Origin of the sequence: Rhizobium sp. PRIMUS64 (assembly GCF_023006465.1) — a bacterium.
In the GTDB taxonomy this organism is placed as follows: Bacteria; Pseudomonadota; Alphaproteobacteria; order Rhizobiales; family Rhizobiaceae; genus Rhizobium; species Rhizobium leguminosarum.
In genome coordinates this window covers 38817-60409 of the sequence record NZ_JALBGX010000033.1, presented here as the reverse complement: position 1 = coordinate 60409, position 21593 = coordinate 38817, and the positions used below count along the sequence as shown (strand labels likewise).

Genomic DNA, 21593 nt, shown 5'->3' with positions numbered 1-21593 from the left:
TCATCCGCGCTCTTGCCGGCACGCTGACCGCTGTTGGCCTCGGCTTTCTGCCGCTGACCTCGAAACTGAAGGAGCCCGCGACATGATGAACCAAATGATGCAGGCGCAGCAGGGCCAACAGGGTCAAGGTCCGAACGGCCAGGTGGGCCAGGGCGACCAGAACGGCCGCGACCCACTCGGGCGGCCGCGCCGGACCCAAGGGCCGGATTTCGGCGACAACAGCGTGAAGGTGCCCGACGAAATCGACGTTCAGCGGGCGCGAGAAGTCCTTGACGCGATCCGGGAAAAGCTCGGCAACAATCCGCCGCAGGAAATGGAACGGCGCTATCTCGAGCGGCTGCTGGACATCCAGTAGCACCGCAACGCGATGGACAGCAGGCGCGTTAGAACAAGATCATTCCAGGCCGAACCGGCCTAAAGCATGTCGCGCAAAAGTGTGCAGCGGTTTTGCGATAACGACTTGCGTAAAAACAAAGACCTAAAGCGCAAGGCGCGAATCTGAAAGATCGCGACGCGCTTTAGAATCTGAATCGTGATCTCAATCAAAGAAATGGAGCATGATTTCGCCCGAAATCACGCTTTTCAGCATCCTGGCTCTAAGCGACAAGCGCTCGGGCGACTGCCTTGCGGATATCGGGAAGCGCGAATGGCTTGGCGACGACGTCGATGATCTTTTCGGCAAGATCGTCGGCCCGTTCGCGCTGTTCGGCATAGCCGGTCATCAGCAGGATTTTCAAGCCAGGAAAAGCGTCTTTTGCCTGATGGGCGAGTTCAATGCCGTCCATCACGGGCATGCGGATATCTGAAAGCAGTAGATCGTAGACCCCGTCTTTGAGCTTCTCCAAGCCCTCGGCCCCATCGGCCGCCTCATCGGTCTCGTGGCCATCAAGCCTAAGGGCCCGGGCTACGAAGGACCGCAGGGAGTCCTCGTCTTCCGTAATCAGAATTCTTGCCATATGTGCATCGCTCCGTATCAGCCCCGCGACGGAAATCACCAGACTTTCCTTTTCGATCGGTAAAGATGACGAAGCGATGGACGAGATGGTTAACAACCCGTCTTGAAGGCAACAGTTCAGGCGTCCCCGGTAACCACGCCGACGAAGGGCAGTTCGCGAAAGGCATAGGCGACATCCATGCCGTAGCCCACGACAAAATAGTCGGGGCATTCGAAGCCGACATAGTCAGCCTCCAGCTTTTCCTTGCGCTTGACGCGCTTGTCGAGCAGCACGGCGATCGTGACGTTGCGCGCGCCACGCTCGAAGAGCAGTTCCTTGGCAAAGAGCAGCGTTCGGCCGGATTCGAGGATATCGTCGATCAGCAGAACGTCGCGGCCATGGACGTCGCTGTCGATATCCTTGACGATGCGCACGCCCTGCGAAACCGTGCCGATGCCGTAACTCGACAGGGTGATGAACTCGACCTCCGGGGCAAGCCCGCTATCATGCAGGGCGCGGATCAGGTCGGCGGCGAAGATGAAGGAGCCCTTCAGCACGGCGATGACGAGCAGGTCCTTGGTCGGGCCATTGGCGATCTCCCGCGCCATCGAATGATTGCGCTCGGCGATCTGTTCGGCGGTGAAGAGCGGCTCGATGTTTTTTCCGCGCACGACAGGCATAAGGGCTTGCTCCATAAAAAGAAGGGTAAGCCGTTAGCACATATGCGAGCCTGAAACAGCCTCGTCGGCTATGAAATTAACGCGATTGGCGCGACCTGTGGCGGGAAAGTCGGCCATTCCATGTCCTGTTACATCTATGGCAGGAAGGAAAGCCGGGCCTCCGGCATTTTTCCGCCGGCATGCTGGACGCGAGCCGAGAAGCCCCGGCTCTGGCCGCTATAGATCACATCCGCCGGCGGGTTGATGACGATGCTTGCGGTCAGCCGCTCGTCGGTCACGAGATCGGCACGGATCGGATGCACCGTCTGCGTCGTGCCACTCTCATTTTCGATGATGCCGTTGATGACGAGAACGCGCATGCCGTTCGCATCACGCGGCGTCACCGTGACATGGGTGAAATGCAGCGGCGCTCCGGAATAGGCTCGCTCGCCGGAAAGGCCGGAAAAACCACCTGCAAGCCCGAAGACGAGCACGACGAGCGCCAACACCAGCGCTGCGAAGCTCCGCATCGACGCGCGCTGCAGCCAGGATTCCACTGTCCTCAGAACGGAAGCAGCCATCGCCGGCATCAGCGCCGGCTGTGCGGCCTGTGCGGCAGCCATGCGCTTGCGGTTGTCGTTATAACTCCTTGCATTGAATTCCCTGGGCCGCACTTTGCCGAGGGTAACGAATTCGGCGTCGGAGATATCGGCAGGTCGCGCCGAGCGGTACTGGCGGTTGGCGGGTTCCGGCGGCAGGAAATCATAGGCCTGGCCCGGCGTCCGGCGACTGAAGGAGGATGCTTCCATGGTGGCTGCCTCGCAGATGTCCACATGGTTTCGTTGCTAGGAGAAATCTGGCATTGAAACGAATCCTGCTCAGTCGTAAATTTTAATGGTTAATGCTTCGCAAAGATCGCCATCAAACGGGCGTCTTTCCAGCAAAATTTACCGGCTGTTAACGGTGTTGGTTAACAAGTCGTGCGGTGAAACCCACAACAGACTGAGCTGCCCGTTGATCCACTTCGAGAATGTCGGTTTGCGTTATGGCATGGGCCCGGAAATCCTCCGGGACCTGACCTTCGACATTCCGAAGAAATCCTTTCAGTTCCTGACCGGCCCATCGGGCGCCGGCAAAACGTCGCTGCTGCGGATGCTTTTCATGTCGCTGCAGCCGACACGCGGCCTGATCCGCATGTTCGGGCGCGATATTTCCGAAATCCCCCGCCCCGAACTGCCGCTTCTGCGCCGCCGCGTCGGCATCGTCTTCCAGGATTTCCGCCTCCTCGACCATCTCACAACCTATGAGAATGTCGCTTTGCCCTTACGGGTACGTGGCAAGGATGAGAGCTCCTACAAGACCGATGTCCTGGAACTGTTGAAATGGGTCGGCCTTGGCGAACGCATCAATGTGTTGCCGCCCGTGCTCTCCGGCGGCGAGAAGCAGCGCGCCGCAATCGCCCGGGCGCTGATGGACCGGCCGGAAGTGCTGCTGGCCGACGAACCCACAGGCAATGTCGATCCGCCGATGGCCAAGCGCCTGCTCAATCTTTTCCTCGAGCTGAACCGCCTCGGCACGGCGGTCGTGATCGCCACCCATGACCTGGCGCTGATGGAACAGGTGGAAGCCCGCCGCATGATCCTCTCAGAGGGGCATCTCGATATCTATGACTGAGCCCCCGTCCAGAAACCCCGAGAAGGCGTCGGCCAAGATCCAGCAGAAGCGGCCGGAACTGCGCGTGCGTCCGACCGCGCCGATCCTGCCGCCTTCCAACATCCAGGGCAGTGCGTTGATGGTGGTGATATCAATCATGGCCTTTCTCGCCTGCCTGACGCTCGGCGGCGTCAGCATGGTGCGCTCGACGGCGGCAAGTTGGGAGAGCCAGATCTCCCGCGAGATCACCATTCAGATCAAGCCGGACGACAATCTCGACATGGAGAAGGCGCTGACCCAGGCGCGCGACCTGGCGCTGACCTTTGTCGGCACCAAGAGCGGCCAGATCGTCGACGAGGCGGCGACCGCTCGCCTGCTCGAACCCTGGCTCGGCCCCGGTCTCGATCTCAAGGATCTGCCCGTTCCCCGTCTCGTCATCATCACCATCGACGAGAGCAATCCGCCGGATTTTGATTCGATGCGAGCGCTGCTCAAGGACAGTATCCCGCAGGCCAGCCTCGACGATCACCGCACCTGGGTCGACCGGCTGGTGTCCATGGCGCACACGACTGTGATGATCGGCACCGGCATCCTGCTCCTGGTTTTCACGGCGATGGTGCTTACCGTCGTCTTCGCTACGCGCGGCGCGTTGTCGGGCAATCGTCACGTCGTTGAAGTGCTGCATTTCGTCGGCGCCGAAAGCTCCTTCGTCGCCACCGAATTCCAGAAGCATTTCCTGAAGATCAGCCTGAAGGGCTCGGCGATCGGCAGCGCGCTTGCCGCTCTCTTCTTCGCCACCGCCGGTTTCTGGCAGAGCCGCACCCTCGCCACCCCGGAAACGGACCAGGCGACCGCGCTTTTCGGCACCTTCTCCGTCGGCGTGCTCGGTTATGCCGGCATCTTTGCAACGATGATTGTCATCGCGCTCCTCACCACCTTCACCGCGCGGCTGACCGTCATGCGGACGATCTACGAGATCGATACACTACGCTCGGACCCGACACGCACCGACGGCATCGGAAGTTGATCGTGACCGGGCCGTTTTGCCATGAAAGCGTCTGTTCTGCGCCGCAATCAGCGTATAATCACGATTCATGACCATGGGACATACGACACCCAACCCGATTCATCAGGGCCCGGAGCTTGATCGCCCGATGGGTCTGCCGCCGCGGCGCGGGCCGATCCGCCGCCTGCTGCGCTGGGGCGGCTTTGCCTGCCTGCTGGCAATCGCCCTGGTGTTCGGCGGTTTTCTGCGTTTTGCCGATTCGGTGACGACGCTCAGGCCGCCGGCCGAGCCGAAGGCGGATGCGATCGTCGTCCTGACGGGTGGCTACCAGCGCATCGACCAGGCCGTGGAGCTGTTGCAGAAGGGTGCCGGCAAACGCTTGCTCATTTCCGGCGTCCACCCGACGACGACACCGGCACAGATCCGCAAGATGACGCAAGGCTCGGCCGATCTCTTCTCCTGCTGTGTCGATATCGGCTACGATGCGATCGACACGATCGGCAATGCCGAGGAGGCTTCGAACTGGATCCACGCCAAGGGATACCGGAGCGTTCTGATCGTCACCAACAATTACCACATGCCGCGAAGCCTCGCCGAACTCTCCTATGTCGATCCCGACATCGAGTTCATCGCTTATCCCGTGGTCAATTCGGATTTGAAGAGCAGCAACTGGTTCACCGACCCGAATGCGATGCGCGTCATGCTTGCCGAATATGCGAAAGTGCTGCTGGCCGGCGCCCGCAACATCACCGGCTTCGGCCGCCACACCGGGCTGCGCTCGGCAAATGCGTCCGGTCAGCAATAGAGCCGCGCGTCCGATAGGACGCTCCATCGATTTAAAAGTTGCGCATAATCCTTTCGGAAAATCGATTCCGATATTTGGAAGGGATTATCCGCGAGGCTTTTACATCAGGGCGTCATCAAATGCTTTTTATGACCGGCAATATCGTGTAGGCCGGTCGCGTGAGCATGCCTCGGGAAAGTTTCATGATCGCCCTGCGTTCCGTTCTCTTCAACACGATCTTCTATGCCAACCTCATCATCCGGATGATCGTGCTCTCACCCTACTATTTCGCGGTGCCGCGCAAGATCGCCTATGCGATCCCGAAGAACTGGGCGCGCTCCAACCACTGGCTGATGCGAGTGATCGTCGGCACCACTTTCGAGATCGAGGGCCTGGAGAACCTGCCTGATGGCAGTTACATCCTGGCGCCGAAGCACCAGTCTTTCTGGGATACCTACGCGCTGCTGCCCTGGCTGAAGGATCCGGTCTACATCCTGAAGCGCGAGCTGATGTGGATTCCGCTCTTCGGCTGGTATGCGAAGAAACAGCGCATGATCCCGGTCGATCGCGGCGCCCGCGGCAAGGTGATGGTGGAAGTGCTGAAACGCACGAAGGAAGAACTGTCGACCGGCCGCCAGCTCATCATCTATCCCGAGGGCACCCGCCGCCCGCCGGGCGCAGAGCCGCTCTATAAATACGGCATCGCCCGGATGTACCGCGACCTTAACCTCCCCGTCGTGCCGGTCGCCATGCATCCCGGCCTCTTCTGGCCGCGGCGGAGCATTCGTCGTTATCCCGGCCATTTCAAGGTGAGGATCCTGCCGCCGATCATGCCGGGGATGGATCCGGACGCCTTTTTCGCCCATCTGATCGAGGTATCGGAGCGGGCAAGCGACGAGCTTCTGCTCGAAACCGTCGCGCAAAATCCGCATCTGCCGCTCCCGCCGACGGCGATAGAAAGGCTGGCGGAGCTGCGAAAATTGAACGCTGCGACGGCCTGAGATTGCAGCGCCACGCGTCTCTTCGAGAGCCGCAAAGGATCCTGCAGCACTTTGAATGGCTGCATAACTCCTTAAATCGATACCGATTTAAGGAGTTATGCAGACGGCGCGCAGCCGCTCCACTTCGTTGACGACCTGCTCCAGCCAATGGTCGCGAATGCCCATCTGCTTCAGATGCTCAAGCGTATTGAAGACATAGGCATCATTCGGACCTGACTGGCCTTCTGCTTCGTTCACCACCCGTGCGGCCGCAACCGCATCCAGCGCGCCGGCATATTGCTCATGATCACGATCGATGATGTAGGCGACCGCTTCCACCCGGCGCCGGCCGGCAAGCTGCAGCCGCACCCGGCGTTCCAGGTAGACATTGGTGACCAGCTCGCGGGCGCGAAGATAATCGATCACCTCATCCCATTTTTCAGGCGAAATGCGGAAAGCCATGCCGCGGCAGGCGCCCCCCCTGTCGAGGCCGAGAACCAGGCCCGGATTGTCGCGGGTGCCGCGATGGACAAAGGAGCGGACGCAAAGCGAACGCCTGTAGCCGTAGACCAGGGCCTCTGCCCGCTCCATGAACTCGAAGCCCGGATTCCACATCAGCGAACCGTAGCCAAATACCCAAAATTCGTCCATATCGCACGCCAGACCGGGAACCACATTTGCGATTCACCATTGGAGAACATCATGGCAGCGTCAAGCCAATCCGGCAGCAGCCAATCCGGCAGCGGCAAGAAATTCTGGTTGCTGGGTGGAGGCGTCCTCCTGGTGATCGCGCTTTATACCGGTGGCTGGTTCTATGCGGCGTCAGCATTGAAGACCACGGTGCTGAAGGCGATCGCGCCGCGCGATCAGGCAGGCGTCAGCGGCGAATGCTCCGATATCGAATTCCGCGGCTATCCCTTCCGCATCGGCCTGTTCTGCTCCAAGATCGACGTCGACGACAATGTCAACGGCGTCTCCGCCACCTTCGGCGCGCTGCGCTCGGCAGCACAGGTCTACGCGCCCGGCAATATCGTCTGGGAGCTCGATTCACCGGCCGAGATCCGCACCACCAACGGCCTTTCGATCTCGGCTCAATGGACGAACCTGCAGGCGAGTCTTGCAACCAGGCTGCAGGGCGTCGACCGCAGCTCGACCGTCATCGAGGGTCTGAAGGCGATGGCCGTCTCCTCCTACACCGGCCAGACCATCAGCTTCGATGCCGCCCGGACCGAAATCCATCTGCGCCAGAACGGCGCCGATCTCGATGGCGCGATCTCCGTGCAGGATGCCAACACGGCGATCAAGGACTGGCCGCAGATCTTTCCCAAAATGTCTGCCAGCATCGATCTGACCGTCGCCGGCAAGGCCGGCCTGATCGACGGCAGCGACCGAAGCGGCCTCAATGGCACCACCGGTGAACTGCGCCGCATCGTCGCCGACATCGGCGATGGCAAGGTGATGACGCTCACCGGCCCCTTCTCCTTCGACGAACAGGGCTTCCTCTCGGGAAAATTCAAGCTGGAGATCGAACAGCTCGGCCCCTGGGGCGACAGCCTGAAACAGGCCTTTCCGGATATCACCTCGACCGTCAACACGGCAACGAAGCTCTTGAAGGCGCTCGCCGGCGGCGGCGACAAGGTCTCCGTCGATCTCGTCGTCGATCGTGGCAATGCCACCGTCAGTGGTTTCATCCCGCTCGGCCGGATTCCGCCGATCTGATGTATCTCGCCCAAAAGTGTCCAGCGGTTTTGGGATAACGGGATGCATAGCAAATAGGAAAAAGCCTGAAGCGCGTCGCATGATTCCGGTTCGACGCGATGCGCTTCAGGCTATTCGCTTGACGAAGAAGACTTCCGGCACCGATTGCAGGCCGGGCAGCTCGATGGCGCCGGTTTCGCAAAATCCGTTGCGGCAATGCCAGTCCTGAGGTCGGCTTTCGTCGCATTCACTCGACGTCATCAGCAGGCGGGCGCCGTCGCCGCGCATGGCTTCTTCCCAGGCGAGAAACAGCGCCGTTCCAACGCCCGACCGGCGATGCTCGGGCAGGACGCGGATCATTTCCATATAGGGAACCCTGCCCCAGAAGCGGGAGAATCGCAGGAAGCCGACGATCTCGCCGGCCTGCCAGGCAAGGAGATATTCGCCGAGCGCGACGCAGCGCGATACCCATGCCTCACCGGAGCTGGCGTCCTCGCGAACCAGCCAGTCGATATCCGCCCGGCCGGCACGTGCCACCTCCACCATCGCGGCGGCTACTTCTTGTCCAGCGCATGACGACCGAAATCAGGCGCGTCGACATCCTGGCCGGCCTGGACGATCGAACGGCGGATGGCGCGCGTGCGGGTGAAGAGTTCGAAGATCTTGTCGCCCTCGCCCCAGCGGATGGCGCGCTGCAGATAGGCGAGATCCTCCGAGAAGCGCGCCAGCATTTCGAGGATCGCATCGCGGTTGTGCAGGCAGACGTCGCGCCACATGGTTGGGTCGGAGGCAGCGAGGCGAGTGAAGTCACGAAAGCCAGAGGCGGAATATTTGATGACCTCAGACTCCGTCACCGTCTCCAGATCGTCGGCTGTGCCGACGATATTGTAGGCGATGATATGCGGCAGGTGCGAGACGATGGCGAGCACCTTGTCGTGATGCTCTGCATCCATCTCGTCGACCTTCGAGCCCAGCGCTTCCCAGAAGCTGCGCAACCGCTTCAGCGCCGTCTCGTCGGTGCCGGCGACCGGCGTGAAGATGCACCAGCGGCCTTCGAAGAGGCCGGGAAAGCCGGCATCCGGGCCGGATTTTTCGGTGCCGGCCAGCGGATGGCCGGGGATGAAATGCACATTATCAGGCATATGCGGCAGCATCTGCGCAATGACAGAAGCCTTGGTGGAGCCGACATCGGTGACAACAGCCCCGGGCTTCAGGCTTCCCGAGATCTCCTTCGCCACACTTTCCGAGGCGCCGACCGGCACCGAGACGATCACCAGATCGGCATCCTTGACGGCATCCTGCGAAGACGTCGTGTAGCGGTCGCCGAGGCCGAGTTCTTCCGCGCGCTTCAGCGTATCGGGGCTGCGTGTGGCGACAACGATCTCCCTTGCAAGACCAAGCCGTCTGATGTCGTAGGCAAGCGAAGAGCCGATCAGGCCGATGCCGATCAGCGCAATCCGATCGAACTGCACGCTCATGCCTGATGTCCCATGAATTCGGTGAGCGCGGCAATCACGCCGCGATTTGCCTCCTCAGGACCGATGCTCATGCGCAGCGCATTGGCGAAGCCATAGCCGCGCACGGCGCGCAGGATGTAGCCGCGGCTCGTCAGCAAATCGTCGGCATCCGCGGCCCGCTTGCCGTCGATCTCGGGGAAATGGATGAGGACGAAATTGGCGACAGACGGCGTCACCTTCAGCCCGATCGCTTCGAGCGCCTGCGTCAGCGTCTCCACCCACATCTGGTTGAAGGAGACGGCCTGCTGGATGAAGGCCTGGTCGCGGATGGCAGCGGCAGCGGCGGCAATTGCCGGCGCGTTCAAGTTGAACGGCGCGCGCACGCGGTTCAGCGCGTCGACGATCTCGGCGGGCGCATACATCCAGCCGACGCGCAACGCCGCAAGACCATAGGCCTTCGAGAAGGTGCGGGTCATCACCACGTTGGCATTGGAGGATACGACCTCGATGCCGGCTTCATAATCGTTGCGGCGCACATATTCGGCATAGGCGGCATCGAGCACGAGGACGACATGTTTCGGCAGTCCGGCCTGCAGGCGGCGGATCTCGCTGACGGAAACATAGGTGCCTGTGGGATTGCCGGGATTGGCGATGAAGACGATTTTCGTCTTCTCCGTCACCGCGGCAAGGATCGCATCGACATCGACGGTACAGTCCTTCTCCTTGACGACGACAGGCGTGGCGCCCGCGCCCAGGATCTGGATCTTGTAGACGAGGAAACCGTGCTCGGTGATGATGCCCTCGTCGCCGGCGCCGAGATAGACATGGCAGAGCAGGCCGAGCAGCTCATCGGAACCGTTGCCGCAGAGGATGTTTGCCGGATTGAGACCGTGCACGGCGGCGATTGCCTCGCGCAGTTCGATCGCCTGCCCGTCAGGATAACGCCCCAGATTGTCGGCAACCGTCTTGAAGGCCTCGATTGCCTTGGGGCTGGCGCCGAGCGGCGTTTCGTTGGACGAAAGCTTGTAGACGCGGGCAACACCCGGCGCATGTTCCTTGCCCGGCACATAGGCGGCGATATCGAGAATACCGGGACGCGGAACGGGCTTGCTCATCTCAACGCTCATGGGTTCGACCTTGGAATTGCCGGAAATCCGGGCTGAAAAACACCAAGTGGCATTAAAGCGGAATGCGATTGTTGTCGAGAGGTATGGGCGTGACACAAGCAGTTGGAGACCGCCGGGAGCGACGTCATCTACTGCTTAATTCCTTAAAATCGGAATCGATTTAAGGACAAAATTATGCAGCAATTCAAAGTGCTACAGCGTCCTTTGCGCGTCTCAAAAGACGCGCGGCGCTGTAGTGCGTGTGGTCGGCACGCCATGCGGTGCGAGAACCGGCACGAAGACGCGGCGGGAGGCCCGCGCCGCCACCGGCAGCCCCTGATAGAGCCGCTTCTGCGCTTCGACGATGATGACGCCCGAGAAGGCCGGCCACAATGTTCGGCCGATCCGCTCGAAGGCGCGGCGAAGCCGCAGGATGGTCCTGAGCTTCGAGGGCGGGAAGAACAGCGCTTCAGCCGTTGCGCCCGGGGTGAAGTTCGTCTCGCGCAGCAGATTTGTTAACTGACCGCGGGAATAGGGCCGGCCCGAACCGAAGGGCGTATGCTCCATGCGCGCCCAGACGCCGCGCCGGTTCGGCACGACGATGACCAGCCGTCCGCCCGGCGCCAGCACCCGCCAGAGCTCCTTCAGCGTCTCGCGCGGGCTTTCGGCGAATTCCAGCGAATGCACCATCAACACCCGGTCGATCGAGGAATCCGGCAGCGGCAGTTCCTCGTCGAAAATCAGCGCCGTCGTCGAGAGCGAGCCCATCGGCCAGTTCACCGCGCCCTGCCCGGCCGGCATGAAAGCGAAGGTGCGCTCGGTATCGGCCTGGAAACGGTCGAGGAAGGGCACGGCATAACCGAGTCCCACCAGGCGCTCCTGCGGCAGCCGCACCCAGAGCGATGACAGCGCCATGGCGATCGACTGCTCGGCAAGACGTCCAAGCTCGGAGTGATAGAATTGGCGTAGGTCGACGATATCGGCGTGCATTGCGACAAATGTTATCAGCGGGCGGTTGGACTTCAAGGCCGGAACCTCTACATTTCCGCGAGACTCCTGGGATAAGGGATTATTGGACGATGAAACCTTTGGAATTAGACGTTTTTCTCTGCCGCACCGACAATTTCGGCGTTCTCGTGCACGATCCGGAGACAGGTTTTACCGCGGCGATCGATGCACCGGAGGAGGCGCCGATCCTGGAAGCGGCGACACGTCGCGGCTGGAAAATCACCCATATCTTCACCACACATCATCACACCGATCATGTCACCGCCAATCTGGCGCTGAAGGAGCAATTCGGCTGCGAGATCATCGGCCCGATCAACGAGGCCATCGCCATTCCCGGCCTCGATCGGACGATGGCCGATGGCGACAGCTTCCATTTCGGCGATCACACGGTCAACGTCATCGAGACGCCCGGCCACACCGCCGGCCACATCTGCTATCATTTTGTCGACGATAAGCTGCTGTTTGCCGCCGACACGCTGTTTGCGCTGGGCTGCGGCCGGCTGTTCGAACGCCCGGCTGCCGACATGTGGCATTCCCTGCAGAAGCTCGCCGTTCTGCCCGATGAGACCGCCGTCTATTTCGGCCATGAATACACATTGTCCAATGCCCGTTTCGCGCTGACCGTCGATCCCGACAATGAGCGCCTCAAGAGCCGCGCCGCCGAGATCGAAGCCTTGCGCGCCGACGGCAAATTCACCATCCCGACGACATTGGGGCTGGAAAAGGAAACCAACCCGTTCTTGCGCGCCGCCGACCCGGTGATCCGCCGCAATCTGCTGATGGAAGGCAAGACGAACGAGGAAGTCTTTGCTGAGATCCGCAAGCGCAAGGACAATTTCTGATGTCGCCCGAGGACATCATCGGCGAACTCGGCATGCAGCCGCATCCCGAAGGTGGCTGGTACGTGCAGACATTCCGCGATCCGGCGGGCGGAGAACGCGGCCACTCGACGGCGATCTATTATCTGCTGACCAGCGGGCAGCGCTCGCACTGGCATCGCGTCCACGATGCGGCCGAGGTCTGGCATTATTACGCCGGCGCGCCGCTCTCGCTGCACCGCTCGGAAGACGGAACGGCAAGCGAGACCCTGACGCTCGGAACGAATCTTCCTGCCGGCGAGCGGCCGCAGGCGATCATTCCCGCCAATTGGTGGCAATCGGCCGAAACTCTCGGCGACTTCACCCTGGTCGGCTGCACCGTCTCACCCGGCTTCGAATTTTCAAGCTTCGAGATGGCGCCGCCCGATTGGAAGCCCGGCAGGTGAAGCCTATTCCGCGGCCGCGGACTGCGCCGGAATTTTACGGCGAAACATCTCCTGGGCAGCCAGCACCGCCCCGCCGGTCACCAGCAGGCAAGCCAAGGCAATGCGCCAGCTCGGCTCGGCAAACCCGAACAGCACCAGAATAAGCGTCGAAAGGAGCGGTGCTGCGTAACTTGCCGCGCCGAGGATCTGGATGTCGCCGTTCTTGACGCCGTAATCCCAGACATAGAAGGCCGCCCCGACCGGAAACAGGCCGAGCCCGATGACGGCGACCCATTCGAAACGGGTTTCCGGCCAGACAGTCGTCTCCAGGCCGAGATGGCAGAAGAGCGACAGCATGGAGGTCGCAAGGCAGAAGCCGGTGACGACATCCGTGGAGACGGCGTCGAAACGGCGCGTCAGCAGCGAATAGCCGGACCACGTGAAAGCGCTGAGAAACGCCGCGCCGTAACCGACGGCATAGGCGCCGTCGAAATCGATACCGTTGCGGCCGACGATCAGGAAGGTGCCGCAAAGCCCGGCAAGCGCACCCGCCAGGTGATACCAGCGCAGCCGTTCGCCCGGCAGCAGCGCCGAACCGACGACGATCAACAGCGGCCAGAGATAGGCGACCAGCCCCGCCTCCACCGCCGGAGCGTTCCGGAGCGCAGTGAAGTAGAGGAAATGATACCCGAAAAGCCCTGAAATACCTGTCACCCAGACCTTGGCCGGCTGCTTCAGCAGCGCCAGCCGCGCGGGGTTGAGGATAAGCACGACGAGGCCGGGAATGCTGCCGATCGCAAAGCAGATGGTTGAAAGTTGGAACGGCGGCATCTTGCCGGAGGCAGCCGTCAACAGCGCCAGGAACGACCACATCAGGATGGCCGTAAAACCGATCAACGTCGCGCGAAGCTTCACCTGTCCCCCTTCACGGAGACAGAAGCCCCGTCAGCTGTTGCTGCCGTATTTGACGGCAGTGATCGTCACCATTCCATATTCGGTTGGAATGCGCACATAGACAGGAGCGTATACATTTGCCGCGTCCGACTTGGCAAACCAGATTTCCATGCGGTCGCTCTTGCTGAGATAGTCAATGTCCTTGCGGCCCTTCTTGTAGCCCGAGCGCGGCACGAAGCGCACGCCGCAGACAACAGCCTTGCCCTTGAAGCCATTGGTGGAAAAATCCTCGTCGCCCTTCGGCGACAGCACCAGATCCATGCGTGTCTCACCGTCGAAGATCGGCAGCGTCTGCGAGCAGACCTTGGTATCGCCGGTGAAGACCAGGCCGGAGATCGGATCGAGCACCGAGCGCATGTCGCGTGGCGTGACGTCGATCCAGTTCTTCGGACGCTTCGGCATCGGTGTCGTCGTCGCCGAGATGATGTTGCCGTTGCGGTAACTGACCTCGTAGACGCGGGCCTTCCTCTTGCCGCTCTTGTAGTAGAGTGAGTACTTCAGCGCCTGCAGCCTGTCATTGCGCACGACCCCGGTGACGCTGGTCTTCGCCGAAATCGTCGTGATGAGATCGGCAAGACCGGAGGAATTGATGTCGCCGGCGATCTTGTAGCTGTGATCGTCCTCGATCTGCGTCAGGAACGCCGCGCGCGCGATCGGCAGGCCGGCGAGCGCCACACGGTATTCCGTCCGATGCTGGATTTCGGCCGCAGATGCCGGTATGGCAAGAAGTGCGGCGATGGCCGAAATGAAAATCCGTCTGCCCGAATGAGCCATGGAAAAAAGCCTTGTCTTGCTGCGCGCTGGCAGGCCCTTGCTGAGCGCTCTATACTCCTGCCGTGAAGGGAAGAAAACAGCAGCTTTTTGACAGAATTGCGGGAAAGGCCAAGGTTTGGCTTGACGCGCGCGGCCTGTCTGACTATAGAACCGCAACTTTCCAATCATGCCCGTTGGATTGCGCGCCTGGCTTTGCCGGGAATGGCAATTCGATGGCCCGAGAAAAACAAGAATAGGTGTTCCATGTCCCGCGTGTGCGAATTGACCGGCAAGGCCGTCCTGACTGGTAACAATGTCAGCCATGCCAACAACAAGACCAAGCGCCGGTTCCTGCCGAACCTGTGCCAGGTAACGCTGATTTCCGACGCTCTCAACCAGCGTTATCGTCTTCGCGTTTCGGCTGCCGCTCTTCGTTCCGTCGAGCATCGTGGCGGCCTCGATGCCTTCCTGCTGAAGGCCAGCGAGAACGAATTGTCGATGCGCGCGCGCCTGCTGCGCCGTCAGATCGCCAAGAAGACCGCCGAAGCCGCTGCTGCGTAAGCTTCTGCCCTTCTTTCATACGGCTTCAAAAGGCTTGAACGGATAATACCGGACAAGCCTTTTGCTTTGCCGGTTTGCTCCTCCAACTGGTGGCATCACCCAGGATAAAAAAATGCTGAAGAACCGCTATACCATCGCCTATGTCGCGCTGATGACGCTCGTCGTCGTCGCCTCCAACTTCCTCGTCCAGTTTCCGCTGAACGCCGAAGTCGCCGGCATCAACCTTGCCGACATCCTGACCTGGGGCGCCTTCTCCTATCCGATCGCCTTCCTGATCACCGATCTGACCAACCGCCAGTTCGGCCCGCAGGCAGCCCGCAAGGTCGTCTTTGCCGGCTTCGTCGTCGGCGTGACGCTGTCCTTCTTTACTTCGGTGCCGCGCATCGCCATCGCTTCCGGCTCGGCCTATCTCGCCGGCCAGCTGCTCGATATCGCCGTCTTCAACCGCCTCCGCCGCCAGGCCTGGTGGCGCGCCCCGCTGGTCGGCTCGCTGATCGGCTCGGCGCTCGATACGGTGATGTTCTTCTCGTTGTCCTTCGCTGCGTTTTTCGTCCTCCTCGGCCCGAACGATCCCTTCGCGCTGGAAGCAGCCCCTATCCTCGGCGTCTTCGCCACGGAGGCACCACGCTGGATTTCCTGGGCGATCGGCGATTTCGCCGTAAAGATGATCGTCGGCCTCGTCATGCTGCTGCCCTATGGTGCGCTGATGAACGTGCTGCGGCCGATGCAGGCCGCTCGCGCCAGCTGATTTAGATTACGGACGCCGCCGGACTGCACCGGCGGCGATGGCAGGATGCAGCAGCACCTCCGCCGCCAGATCGTCGATACCAAGCGATGAATCGAGCCGCAGCACCGGCGCTGTCTGTGTTTCCAGCCATTGTTCATGTGCCGCAAGGCTGCGGCGCTCGGTACCGGCCGTGTCATAGCTGGCCGCCCATTCCAGGAATTCCCCGCTTTTTGCGGCCATGTCGCCGCCGGGCCCGATTCTGCTGCCGTAGCGGGCAAGCTCCCGCGCAAGAATGCGCGCCATTCTAAGCTCGGGGTCTATCCTGAGGAACACGATCAGATCGTAGAGCGGCTCAATCGGCCTTCCCCATTTCAGCGCCGATCCGGAGAGGACCCAGCCGTCGTGCCGCGCCGCTTCCTCGAGCAGCAGCCGGATGCGCTCGTCGGCATTCCTCGGCGTCGTGAACGGCGGATCGGTCGGCATCCAGAAGAAATCGTCGGTGTCGAGATGGGCGATATCGAGCCTTTCGGCAAGCGCGCGGCCAAGCGATGTCGTGCCGGAACCGGACGCGCCCAGGACGTGGATATGCACCATGAATCTCCCTCCAAAGACTGCTTCCCGATACGGCAGCCGGCCGATAGCGGCGGGATAGCCGAGGCATAGGACATCGGTCTGACGTGAATCTAGGCATCGTGCTTTCCGAAAATCGATTCCGATTTTCGGGCCGATGGCTTGGATCAATTCCGCTTCTGGGAACTCGGCGCTGCCCACGCGGCCTCTTCCGAAAGCCGGAATTCCAGCATCAGATTGCGCTGCAGGATCGAATGATTGTCGTCCGAGACCAGAATGATATGAGTCGCGCCGTCCGCAGCCTGGAAAGCATCGAGCCCTTCCATATTGTCGATCTGCGAGTTGAAATTGCCTTCCAGCAGCAATTCGCCCTCAACGACGGCGCCAGGCCTGATAGCGGCGCCCCGGATGCGCCGAAGACGCATGCCGATGCCTTCGGCCATGTTGAAGCGACGCTCCAGCAGCAGCAGGTCGCCGTTCGGCAGGAAGGCGCCGTCAGTGATGTCGAAGCTGCCGTCCCGCTTAACCGCGAAACGCCCTTTCAGCGGCCCGCTGAGAATGGCCGCCAACCGGTTGCCGTCATTGTCGAGACCACGTTCGGAGACGATGACCACGCCGCCCCTAAGCGGGCTCGATGCCGGCGCCACGGTGATGGTCTCGATGCCGCGATTGTCGCTCAGCATCTTCCGCGGGATGAGGATCGGCAAAGTGGCGATCGCGCCCGAATCGGCAAAGCCGGGATCCGGATAGACATCGACGCGATGATCCTGCTCGAAGGAAACCAGGATCCGGTCGCCATCGAGCGTCAGGCCCTCGGCATCCATATGCCCCTTGCCCTCGAAGCTGCGCCCGGCGCTGTTCTTCATCGGCGTGATCTCGACATCCGAAAGGCCGGAAAGCCTGCCCTTGACGTCACGTTCGATGCTGCCGGTCAGCCACTGGCCGGTATCGAGCACGACGACGAAATTTTTTTGGTCCTGCCGGAAACGAATGGAGGAGAGCGAGCCGAACAGCGCTCTGCTGGAGACCATCTCCAGCCCGCCGACAAATTCCAGCGATCCGAATTTCGTCTCCGAAGAGCCGATCCTGAAATCGGAGATTTGCCGGCTAATGACCGGCACGTCGTCACCGGCCAACGACGGGAAAGCGCCTGACGCGAGACAAAGAACAATCGACGCCGTATGGCAGAGGCGCTTAAGCGTCATGCAGGCATTTCCTTTGAGCCGCGTCAGCCGGCACGGCGTAGCCGGCCGCCGCGCGGCTGGACGGATTGGTCTTCGAACAGCGAAGCAAGCTGCTCGGTCATCGCACCGGCAAGCTCATCCGCATCGACGATCGTCACGGCGCGGCGATAATAGCGCGTCACGTCGTGACCGATGCCGATCGCCAGCAACTCGACAGGCGAGCGCGTCTCGATCTGTTCGATGACGGCACGCAGGTGCCGCTCCAGATAATTGCCCGGATTGACCGACAGCGTCGAATCGTCGACCGGCGCCCCGTCCGAGATCATCATCAGGATGCGGCGCTGCTCGCGGCGCGCGAGCAGGCGATTATGCGCCCAGATCAGCGCCTCGCCGTCGATATTTTCCTTGAGCAGGCCCTCGCGCATCATTAGCCCGAGATTGGCGCGCGCGCGCCGCCACGGCGCGTCGGCCGACTTGTAGATGATATGGCGCAAGTCGTTGAGGCGGCCCGGCGTCTGCGGCTTGCCGCCGGCGAGCCAGCTCTCACGCGCCTGCCCGCCCTTCCAGGCTTTGGTCGTAAAGCCCAGGATCTCGACCTTGACGCCGCAGCGCTCCAGCGTGCGGGCGAGAATATCGGCGCAGGTGGCGGCAACCGTGATCGGCCGGCCGCGCATCGAGCCGGAATTGTCGATGAGCAGGGTGACGACGGTGTCGCGGAACTGGGTGTCGCGCTCCATCTTGAAGGAAAGCGCCTGCATCGGGTCGATGATGATGCGCTGCAGCCGGGCCGGATCGAGATAACCCTCTTCCAGGTCGAAATCCCAGGAGCGATTCTGCTGCGCCATCAGGCGACGCTGCAGCCGGTTGGCGAGACGGCCGACCGCACCTTGCAGATGCGCCAGCTGCTTGTCGAGAAAGGCGCGCAGGCGCTCCAGTTCGGCGGCGTCGCAGAGTTCCTCGGCGGTGATGATCTCGTCGAACTCTTCGGTAAAGACGTGATAATCGACCTTTTCGTTGAAATCGGCGAAAGGCGTGTTTGGACGGCGGGTCTCGCCCGGCGTTTCCGAATCGTCCTCGCCTTCTTCCATCATGTCGTCATCGGAGATTTCGGCGCCTTCGGTCTCGCCGTCCTCCATCTGCTCGTCGGCGACCTCGCTGTCCTCGACAGGGGCGGCATCCGTGCCGGCATCCTCGTCGACCTCGTCCTGGTCCTGCTCGTCGCCGCTCGACTGGTCTTCCTGCTCCGACTGATCGTCATTGTCGGCATCGCTGTCGTCGTCGCCGTATTCCTCGGCCATTTCCATGGCCGACAGCATGTTGCGGATGACCTTGGCAAAGGCTTGCTGGTCGTTGATCGCGCTCGACAGGTTGTCGAGTTCAGGCCCTGCCTTGTCCTCGATAAAGTCGCGCCAGAGGTCCAGCACCTTGCCGGCGGAGCCGGGCGGGCGCTGGCCGGTCAGCTTCTCGCGCACCATCATCGCGACGGCTTCGCCGACCGGTGCGTCTTCCTGGCGCTCGATGCCGGTGAAATTCGCCTTGGAATATTTCTCTTCCGTCATGGAGCGCAGGTTCGACGCCATGCCCTCCATGCGCAGCGCGCCGATCGATTCGACGCGCGCCTGCTCGACCACATCGAAGATCGCCCGGGCGTCCGAGCCCTGCGGCGCCATCGACGCATGCACCTTCTCGTCATGGCAGGCAAGGCGCAGCGCCATCGAATCGCCGAGCCCGCGGGTGACCGCCAGCTCATGCGCCGTCGGCCGCTTGGAAAGTTCCGGCAGCCGAATGCGCTCGCCGGTCATCCCCGGCCGTTCATTGGCGAAGGTCACCTCGACATCGCCGTCGCCGGCGATCGAGCGCACGCAGCCGGTTATCGCCCGGCGCAATGGCTCGACGTCGACAGGCGCGCCGGGTTTTGCTTTCGAATTGTCACCGCGAGCTGCCATGATCGGTCGGTCTCAAGCCCCGAGAACGATGTTGGCGGCACTTTCCTTCAGCTCGACGCCGAAGGCGCGCTGATAGTGCTCGGCGACCAACGGGCGTTCCAGCTCGTCGCACTTGTTGAGGAAGGTGACGCGGAAGGCGAAGGCAAGATCGCCGAAGATCTCGGCGTTTTCGGCCCAGGTGATGACCGTGCGCGGGCTCATGACTGTGGACAGATCACCGTTCATGAAGGCCGCGCGCGTCAAGTCGGCGACGCGCACCATCTTCGAAACCGTCTCGCGGCCGTTCTTGTCGCTGCCGAAGCTCTTCACCTTGGCGGCGACGATATTCACTTCGTGATCATGCGGCAGGTAGTTCAGCGTGGTGACGATCGACCAGCGGTCCATCTGCGCCTGGTTGATCTGCTGCGTGCCGTGATAGAGGCCGGTCGTGTCGCCGAGGCCGATCGTGTTCGCAGTCGCAAACAGACGGAAGGCCGGATGCGGCCGAATGACGCGGCTCTGGTCGAGCAGCGTCAGGCGGCCGGAGGATTCGAGCACGCGCTGGATGACGAACATCACATCGGGGCGGCCGGCATCATATTCGTCGAAAACGAGCGCCACATTGTGCTGGTAGGCCCAGGGCAGGATGCCATCCTTGAACTCGGTGATCTGCAGCCCGTCCTTGACGACGATTGCATCCTTGCCGACGAGATCGATACGGCTGACATGGCTGTCGAGGTTGATGCGCACGCAAGGCCAGTTGAGCCGCGCCGCCACCTGCTCGATATGCGAGGACTTGCCCGTGCCGTGATAGCCGGAGATCATCACGCGGCGGTTATGGGCGAAGCCGGCGAGAATGGCGAGCGTCGTGTCGCGGTCGAACAGGTAGTCGGTATCGAGGTCCGGCACATAGGCGTCGCCCTTGCTGTAGGCGGGAACGCGGATATCGGAATCGATGCCGAAGGTCTCGCGGACCGAAACGGTGGTATCGGGCAGTTCGGATATATCAAGGTCGATCTTGCTCATCATGTCTCCAAGGCGGGTGATGCCACCCGGCCATACTGTCTCAGGCCATGTCGCAACCGTGACGCCGCGTTTTTTATTCCGCGCCCGTCCAGGTCGGAACGTCGGCGATGCTTCTCCGGGACTGAAACGAAACCTCGGCGGGATAATGACCGCGTGCGAGCATTCTTGAAAGAGTCCCGGACAAGAAACGCCGCGTCCGGAAGGTCGGCGGAGGCGATGTCGGGAAAACGCACAAATATGAGCCGCGTTTGCCTGCGGCCTCAGCCGATTTGGACCATACCCGATTGAAGCCCAAGAGCAAGGACGGGAATTAACAAAAACCGTTCTGCTTCAACAATTGATAGGCCTGGATGACGGCGCGGAAACGCTCCTCCGAGCCGCGGTCGCCGCCATTGGCATCCGGATGGTGTTTCTTCACCAGCTCCTTGTAGCGGCTCTTGATCTCCGCCGATGTCGCATTGGCGTCGAGCCCCATCGTTTCGAAGGCCTTGGTTTCCAGCGATTTCAGCTTGCGCGCCTGGGGGAAACGCGGCCCGCTGCCCTTGCCGCCTTCCTTGACGAAGCCGAAGGGATCGCGAACACGCGTATAGGCACCGGAGCGCACCTCCGAATGCAGCGGACTGTCCTTCGCCGCCTTGTTGACGCCGACCGTCCATGTCGGCCGGTGGCCGGTGATCGCCTCTTTCTGGTATCGCGCGATCTCGCCGTCCGAAAGACCGGAGAAATAATTGTAGCCCTTGTTGTATTCCTTGACGTGCTCGAAGCAGAACAAAAAGAACTGGCCTTCCGCATTGCGGCCGACGGGAGCGCGATGCGCCCCCTTCTTGTCGCAGCCGTCCCACTGACAGGTAGGCGGCGCCTGCTCTGTCTCCTGCTCGCGTTTGCGGCGTGTTCGGATGCGATCGAAATATTTGGAATCAAGTCTCATGACGGCGCTAATTATGGGGCTGTCGCGAAGCGACAACAAGAATTGACAAACGGGAATGTTGCTGGCTTGGTAGGTACCCTTTTCGCGAACCAGCAAGACCGGATGATGACCCTGCGAACCCGCATCGAAGAAAAACTTGTCGAAGCCTTCGCGCCCGAACGCGTAAGCGTCATCGACGAAAGCCATCTGCATGCCGGCCACCAGCCTGATATCACCGGCACCGGCGAAACCCATATGCGGGTGAGGATCGTTTCCGGAAAATTCGCCGGCATGTCGCGGCTGGCGCGCCACCGGGCAATCACCGACCTGTTGAAACCGGAGCTCGATGCCGGCCTGCATGCGCTGGCCGTCGAACCGGCAGCACCCGGCGAACCGACCCGCTGGTAGCGGCACCAAAGCCTATATAGGCATTGGCGGCCCGCAATCCTACAGCGCC

The 21593-nt window shown here is 61.5% G+C and carries 25 protein-coding genes and 1 pseudogene; 11 read left to right on the top strand and 15 right to left on the bottom strand.

Annotation, left to right across the window (positions count from 1 at the left end; all coding sequences use genetic code 11):
* Positions 1-67: 67 nt before the first annotated feature.
* Positions 68-355, top strand: a pseudogene (locus MOV76_RS15630) (DUF4175 family protein); the annotation flags it as partial.
* Positions 356-596: 241 nt separating this feature from the next.
* Here MOV76_RS15630 and MOV76_RS15625 read toward each other — a convergent pair.
* The 3 genes from MOV76_RS15625 to MOV76_RS15615 all read right to left on the bottom strand — a co-directional run bounded on the left by MOV76_RS15625 (position 597) and on the right by MOV76_RS15615 (position 2403).
* Positions 597-956 carry a response regulator gene (locus MOV76_RS15625; RefSeq protein ID WP_003543311.1) on the bottom strand — a complete coding sequence of 120 codons (360 nt, stop codon included), beginning with the start codon at positions 954-956 and terminating at the stop codon, positions 597-599.
* Between the two features lie 116 nt (positions 957-1072).
* The gene (gene hpt / locus MOV76_RS15620) at positions 1073-1615 is read right to left on the bottom strand and encodes a hypoxanthine phosphoribosyltransferase (RefSeq protein WP_003567049.1); all 543 of its coding nucleotides are present in this window, start codon (positions 1613-1615) and stop codon (positions 1073-1075) included.
* Positions 1616-1749: 134 nt separating this feature from the next.
* Positions 1750-2403, bottom strand: coding sequence for a hypothetical protein (locus MOV76_RS15615; protein WP_247264828.1), 654 nt, complete (start codon positions 2401-2403; stop codon positions 1750-1752).
* A gap of 205 nt (positions 2404-2608) precedes the next feature.
* On the opposite strand from MOV76_RS15615, the gene ftsE reads away from it, so the two are divergent.
* The 4 genes from ftsE to MOV76_RS15595 all read left to right on the top strand — a co-directional run bounded on the left by ftsE (position 2609) and on the right by MOV76_RS15595 (position 6038).
* Positions 2609-3268 (top strand): cell division ATP-binding protein FtsE, encoded by a 660-nt coding sequence (ftsE, locus tag MOV76_RS15610; RefSeq protein WP_003543317.1) that lies wholly within the window; start codon positions 2609-2611, stop codon positions 3266-3268.
* Positions 3261-4274 (top strand): ABC transporter permease, encoded by a 1014-nt coding sequence (locus MOV76_RS15605; RefSeq protein WP_018243786.1) that lies wholly within the window; start codon positions 3261-3263, stop codon positions 4272-4274. The genes ftsE and MOV76_RS15605 overlap by 8 nt, the downstream gene beginning before the upstream one ends.
* A 73-nt stretch (positions 4275-4347) precedes the next feature.
* Complete coding sequence (locus tag MOV76_RS15600; RefSeq protein WP_130718064.1) at positions 4348-5058, top strand: YdcF family protein; 711 nt, start codon at positions 4348-4350, stop codon at positions 5056-5058.
* A 182-nt stretch (positions 5059-5240) separates the two neighbouring features.
* Complete coding sequence (locus tag MOV76_RS15595) at positions 5241-6038, top strand: 1-acyl-sn-glycerol-3-phosphate acyltransferase (protein ID WP_247264827.1); 798 nt, start codon at positions 5241-5243, stop codon at positions 6036-6038.
* Between the two features lie 87 nt (positions 6039-6125).
* Here MOV76_RS15595 and MOV76_RS15590 read toward each other — a convergent pair whose 3' ends face one another.
* On the bottom strand, positions 6126-6668 hold the full coding sequence (locus MOV76_RS15590; RefSeq protein WP_247264826.1) for a gamma-glutamylcyclotransferase: 543 nt from the start codon (positions 6666-6668) through the stop codon (positions 6126-6128).
* A 51-nt stretch (positions 6669-6719) separates the two neighbouring features.
* Between MOV76_RS15590 and MOV76_RS15585 the strand changes: the two genes are divergently transcribed.
* Positions 6720-7736, top strand: coding sequence for a DUF2125 domain-containing protein (locus MOV76_RS15585; protein WP_112905391.1), 1017 nt, complete (start codon positions 6720-6722; stop codon positions 7734-7736).
* Positions 7737-7841: 105 nt separating this feature from the next.
* On the opposite strand, the gene MOV76_RS15580 is transcribed toward MOV76_RS15585, so the two are convergent.
* From MOV76_RS15580 to MOV76_RS15565, 4 genes are all read right to left on the bottom strand, one after another.
* On the bottom strand, positions 7842-8261 hold the full coding sequence (locus tag MOV76_RS15580; RefSeq protein ID WP_130718070.1) for a GNAT family N-acetyltransferase: 420 nt from the start codon (positions 8259-8261) through the stop codon (positions 7842-7844).
* Positions 8262-8269: 8 nt separating this feature from the next.
* Positions 8270-9193 (bottom strand): prephenate/arogenate dehydrogenase family protein, encoded by a 924-nt coding sequence (locus MOV76_RS15575; RefSeq protein ID WP_018243792.1) that lies wholly within the window; start codon positions 9191-9193, stop codon positions 8270-8272.
* Positions 9190-10287 (bottom strand): histidinol-phosphate transaminase, encoded by a 1098-nt coding sequence (gene hisC / locus MOV76_RS15570; RefSeq protein WP_197729101.1) that lies wholly within the window; start codon positions 10285-10287, stop codon positions 9190-9192. Before hisC ends, MOV76_RS15575 begins: the two co-directional genes overlap by 4 nt.
* Positions 10288-10512: 225 nt before the next feature.
* Positions 10513-11304, bottom strand: coding sequence for a class I SAM-dependent methyltransferase (locus MOV76_RS15565; RefSeq protein ID WP_018448111.1), 792 nt, complete (start codon positions 11302-11304; stop codon positions 10513-10515).
* 53 nt (positions 11305-11357) lie between these two features.
* Between MOV76_RS15565 and gloB the strand changes: the two genes are divergently transcribed.
* Both gloB and MOV76_RS15555 read left to right on the top strand, forming a co-directional pair.
* A complete protein-coding gene (gloB, locus tag MOV76_RS15560) occupies positions 11358-12128 on the top strand; it encodes a hydroxyacylglutathione hydrolase (protein WP_130718074.1) in 771 nt (256 codons plus the stop codon).
* The gene (locus MOV76_RS15555) at positions 12128-12550 is read left to right on the top strand and encodes a cupin domain-containing protein (RefSeq protein WP_247264825.1); all 423 of its coding nucleotides are present in this window, start codon (positions 12128-12130) and stop codon (positions 12548-12550) included. Before gloB ends, MOV76_RS15555 begins: the two co-directional genes overlap by 1 nt.
* Positions 12551-12553: 3 nt before the next feature.
* On the opposite strand, the gene MOV76_RS15550 is transcribed toward MOV76_RS15555, so the two are convergent.
* Entirely contained in the window at positions 12554-13444 is an 891-nt protein-coding gene (locus MOV76_RS15550; protein WP_247264824.1) for a DMT family transporter, read from the bottom strand.
* A gap of 30 nt (positions 13445-13474) precedes the next feature.
* On the bottom strand, positions 13475-14257 hold the full coding sequence (locus MOV76_RS15545) for a DUF3108 domain-containing protein (protein WP_018448115.1): 783 nt from the start codon (positions 14255-14257) through the stop codon (positions 13475-13477).
* A gap of 243 nt (positions 14258-14500) precedes the next feature.
* Here MOV76_RS15545 and rpmB point away from each other — a divergent pair, with 243 nt between their 5' ends.
* Together rpmB and MOV76_RS15535 are read left to right on the top strand one after the other, a co-directional pair.
* On the top strand, positions 14501-14797 hold the full coding sequence (rpmB, locus tag MOV76_RS15540) for a 50S ribosomal protein L28 (RefSeq protein ID WP_018243798.1): 297 nt from the start codon (positions 14501-14503) through the stop codon (positions 14795-14797).
* Positions 14798-14909: 112 nt separating this feature from the next.
* A complete protein-coding gene (locus MOV76_RS15535) occupies positions 14910-15545 on the top strand; it encodes a VUT family protein (RefSeq protein ID WP_018243799.1) in 636 nt (211 codons plus the stop codon).
* Between the two features lie 6 nt (positions 15546-15551).
* Here MOV76_RS15535 and MOV76_RS15530 read toward each other — a convergent pair whose 3' ends face one another.
* From MOV76_RS15530 to MOV76_RS15510, 5 genes are all read right to left on the bottom strand, one after another.
* A complete protein-coding gene (locus MOV76_RS15530) occupies positions 15552-16118 on the bottom strand; it encodes an AAA family ATPase (protein ID WP_028734278.1) in 567 nt (188 codons plus the stop codon).
* Positions 16119-16261: 143 nt separating this feature from the next.
* The gene (locus tag MOV76_RS15525) at positions 16262-17299 is read right to left on the bottom strand and encodes an esterase-like activity of phytase family protein (protein WP_247264823.1); all 1038 of its coding nucleotides are present in this window, start codon (positions 17297-17299) and stop codon (positions 16262-16264) included.
* Positions 17300-17322: 23 nt separating this feature from the next.
* Entirely contained in the window at positions 17323-19224 is a 1902-nt protein-coding gene (gene cobT, locus MOV76_RS15520; protein ID WP_247264822.1) for a cobaltochelatase subunit CobT, read from the bottom strand.
* 12 nt (positions 19225-19236) lie between these two features.
* Positions 19237-20229, bottom strand: coding sequence for a cobaltochelatase subunit CobS (gene cobS, locus MOV76_RS15515; protein ID WP_018243803.1), 993 nt, complete (start codon positions 20227-20229; stop codon positions 19237-19239).
* 310 nt (positions 20230-20539) lie between these two features.
* Positions 20540-21157 carry a J domain-containing protein gene (locus tag MOV76_RS15510; protein ID WP_018243804.1) on the bottom strand — a complete coding sequence of 206 codons (618 nt, stop codon included), beginning with the start codon at positions 21155-21157 and terminating at the stop codon, positions 20540-20542.
* Positions 21158-21259: 102 nt separating this feature from the next.
* Here MOV76_RS15510 and MOV76_RS15505 point away from each other — a divergent pair, with 102 nt between their 5' ends.
* Positions 21260-21544: a BolA family transcriptional regulator gene (locus MOV76_RS15505; protein WP_018243805.1), complete on the top strand. Its 285-nt coding sequence runs from the start codon at positions 21260-21262 to the stop codon at positions 21542-21544.
* The last annotated feature ends 49 nt before the right edge of the window (positions 21545-21593 follow it).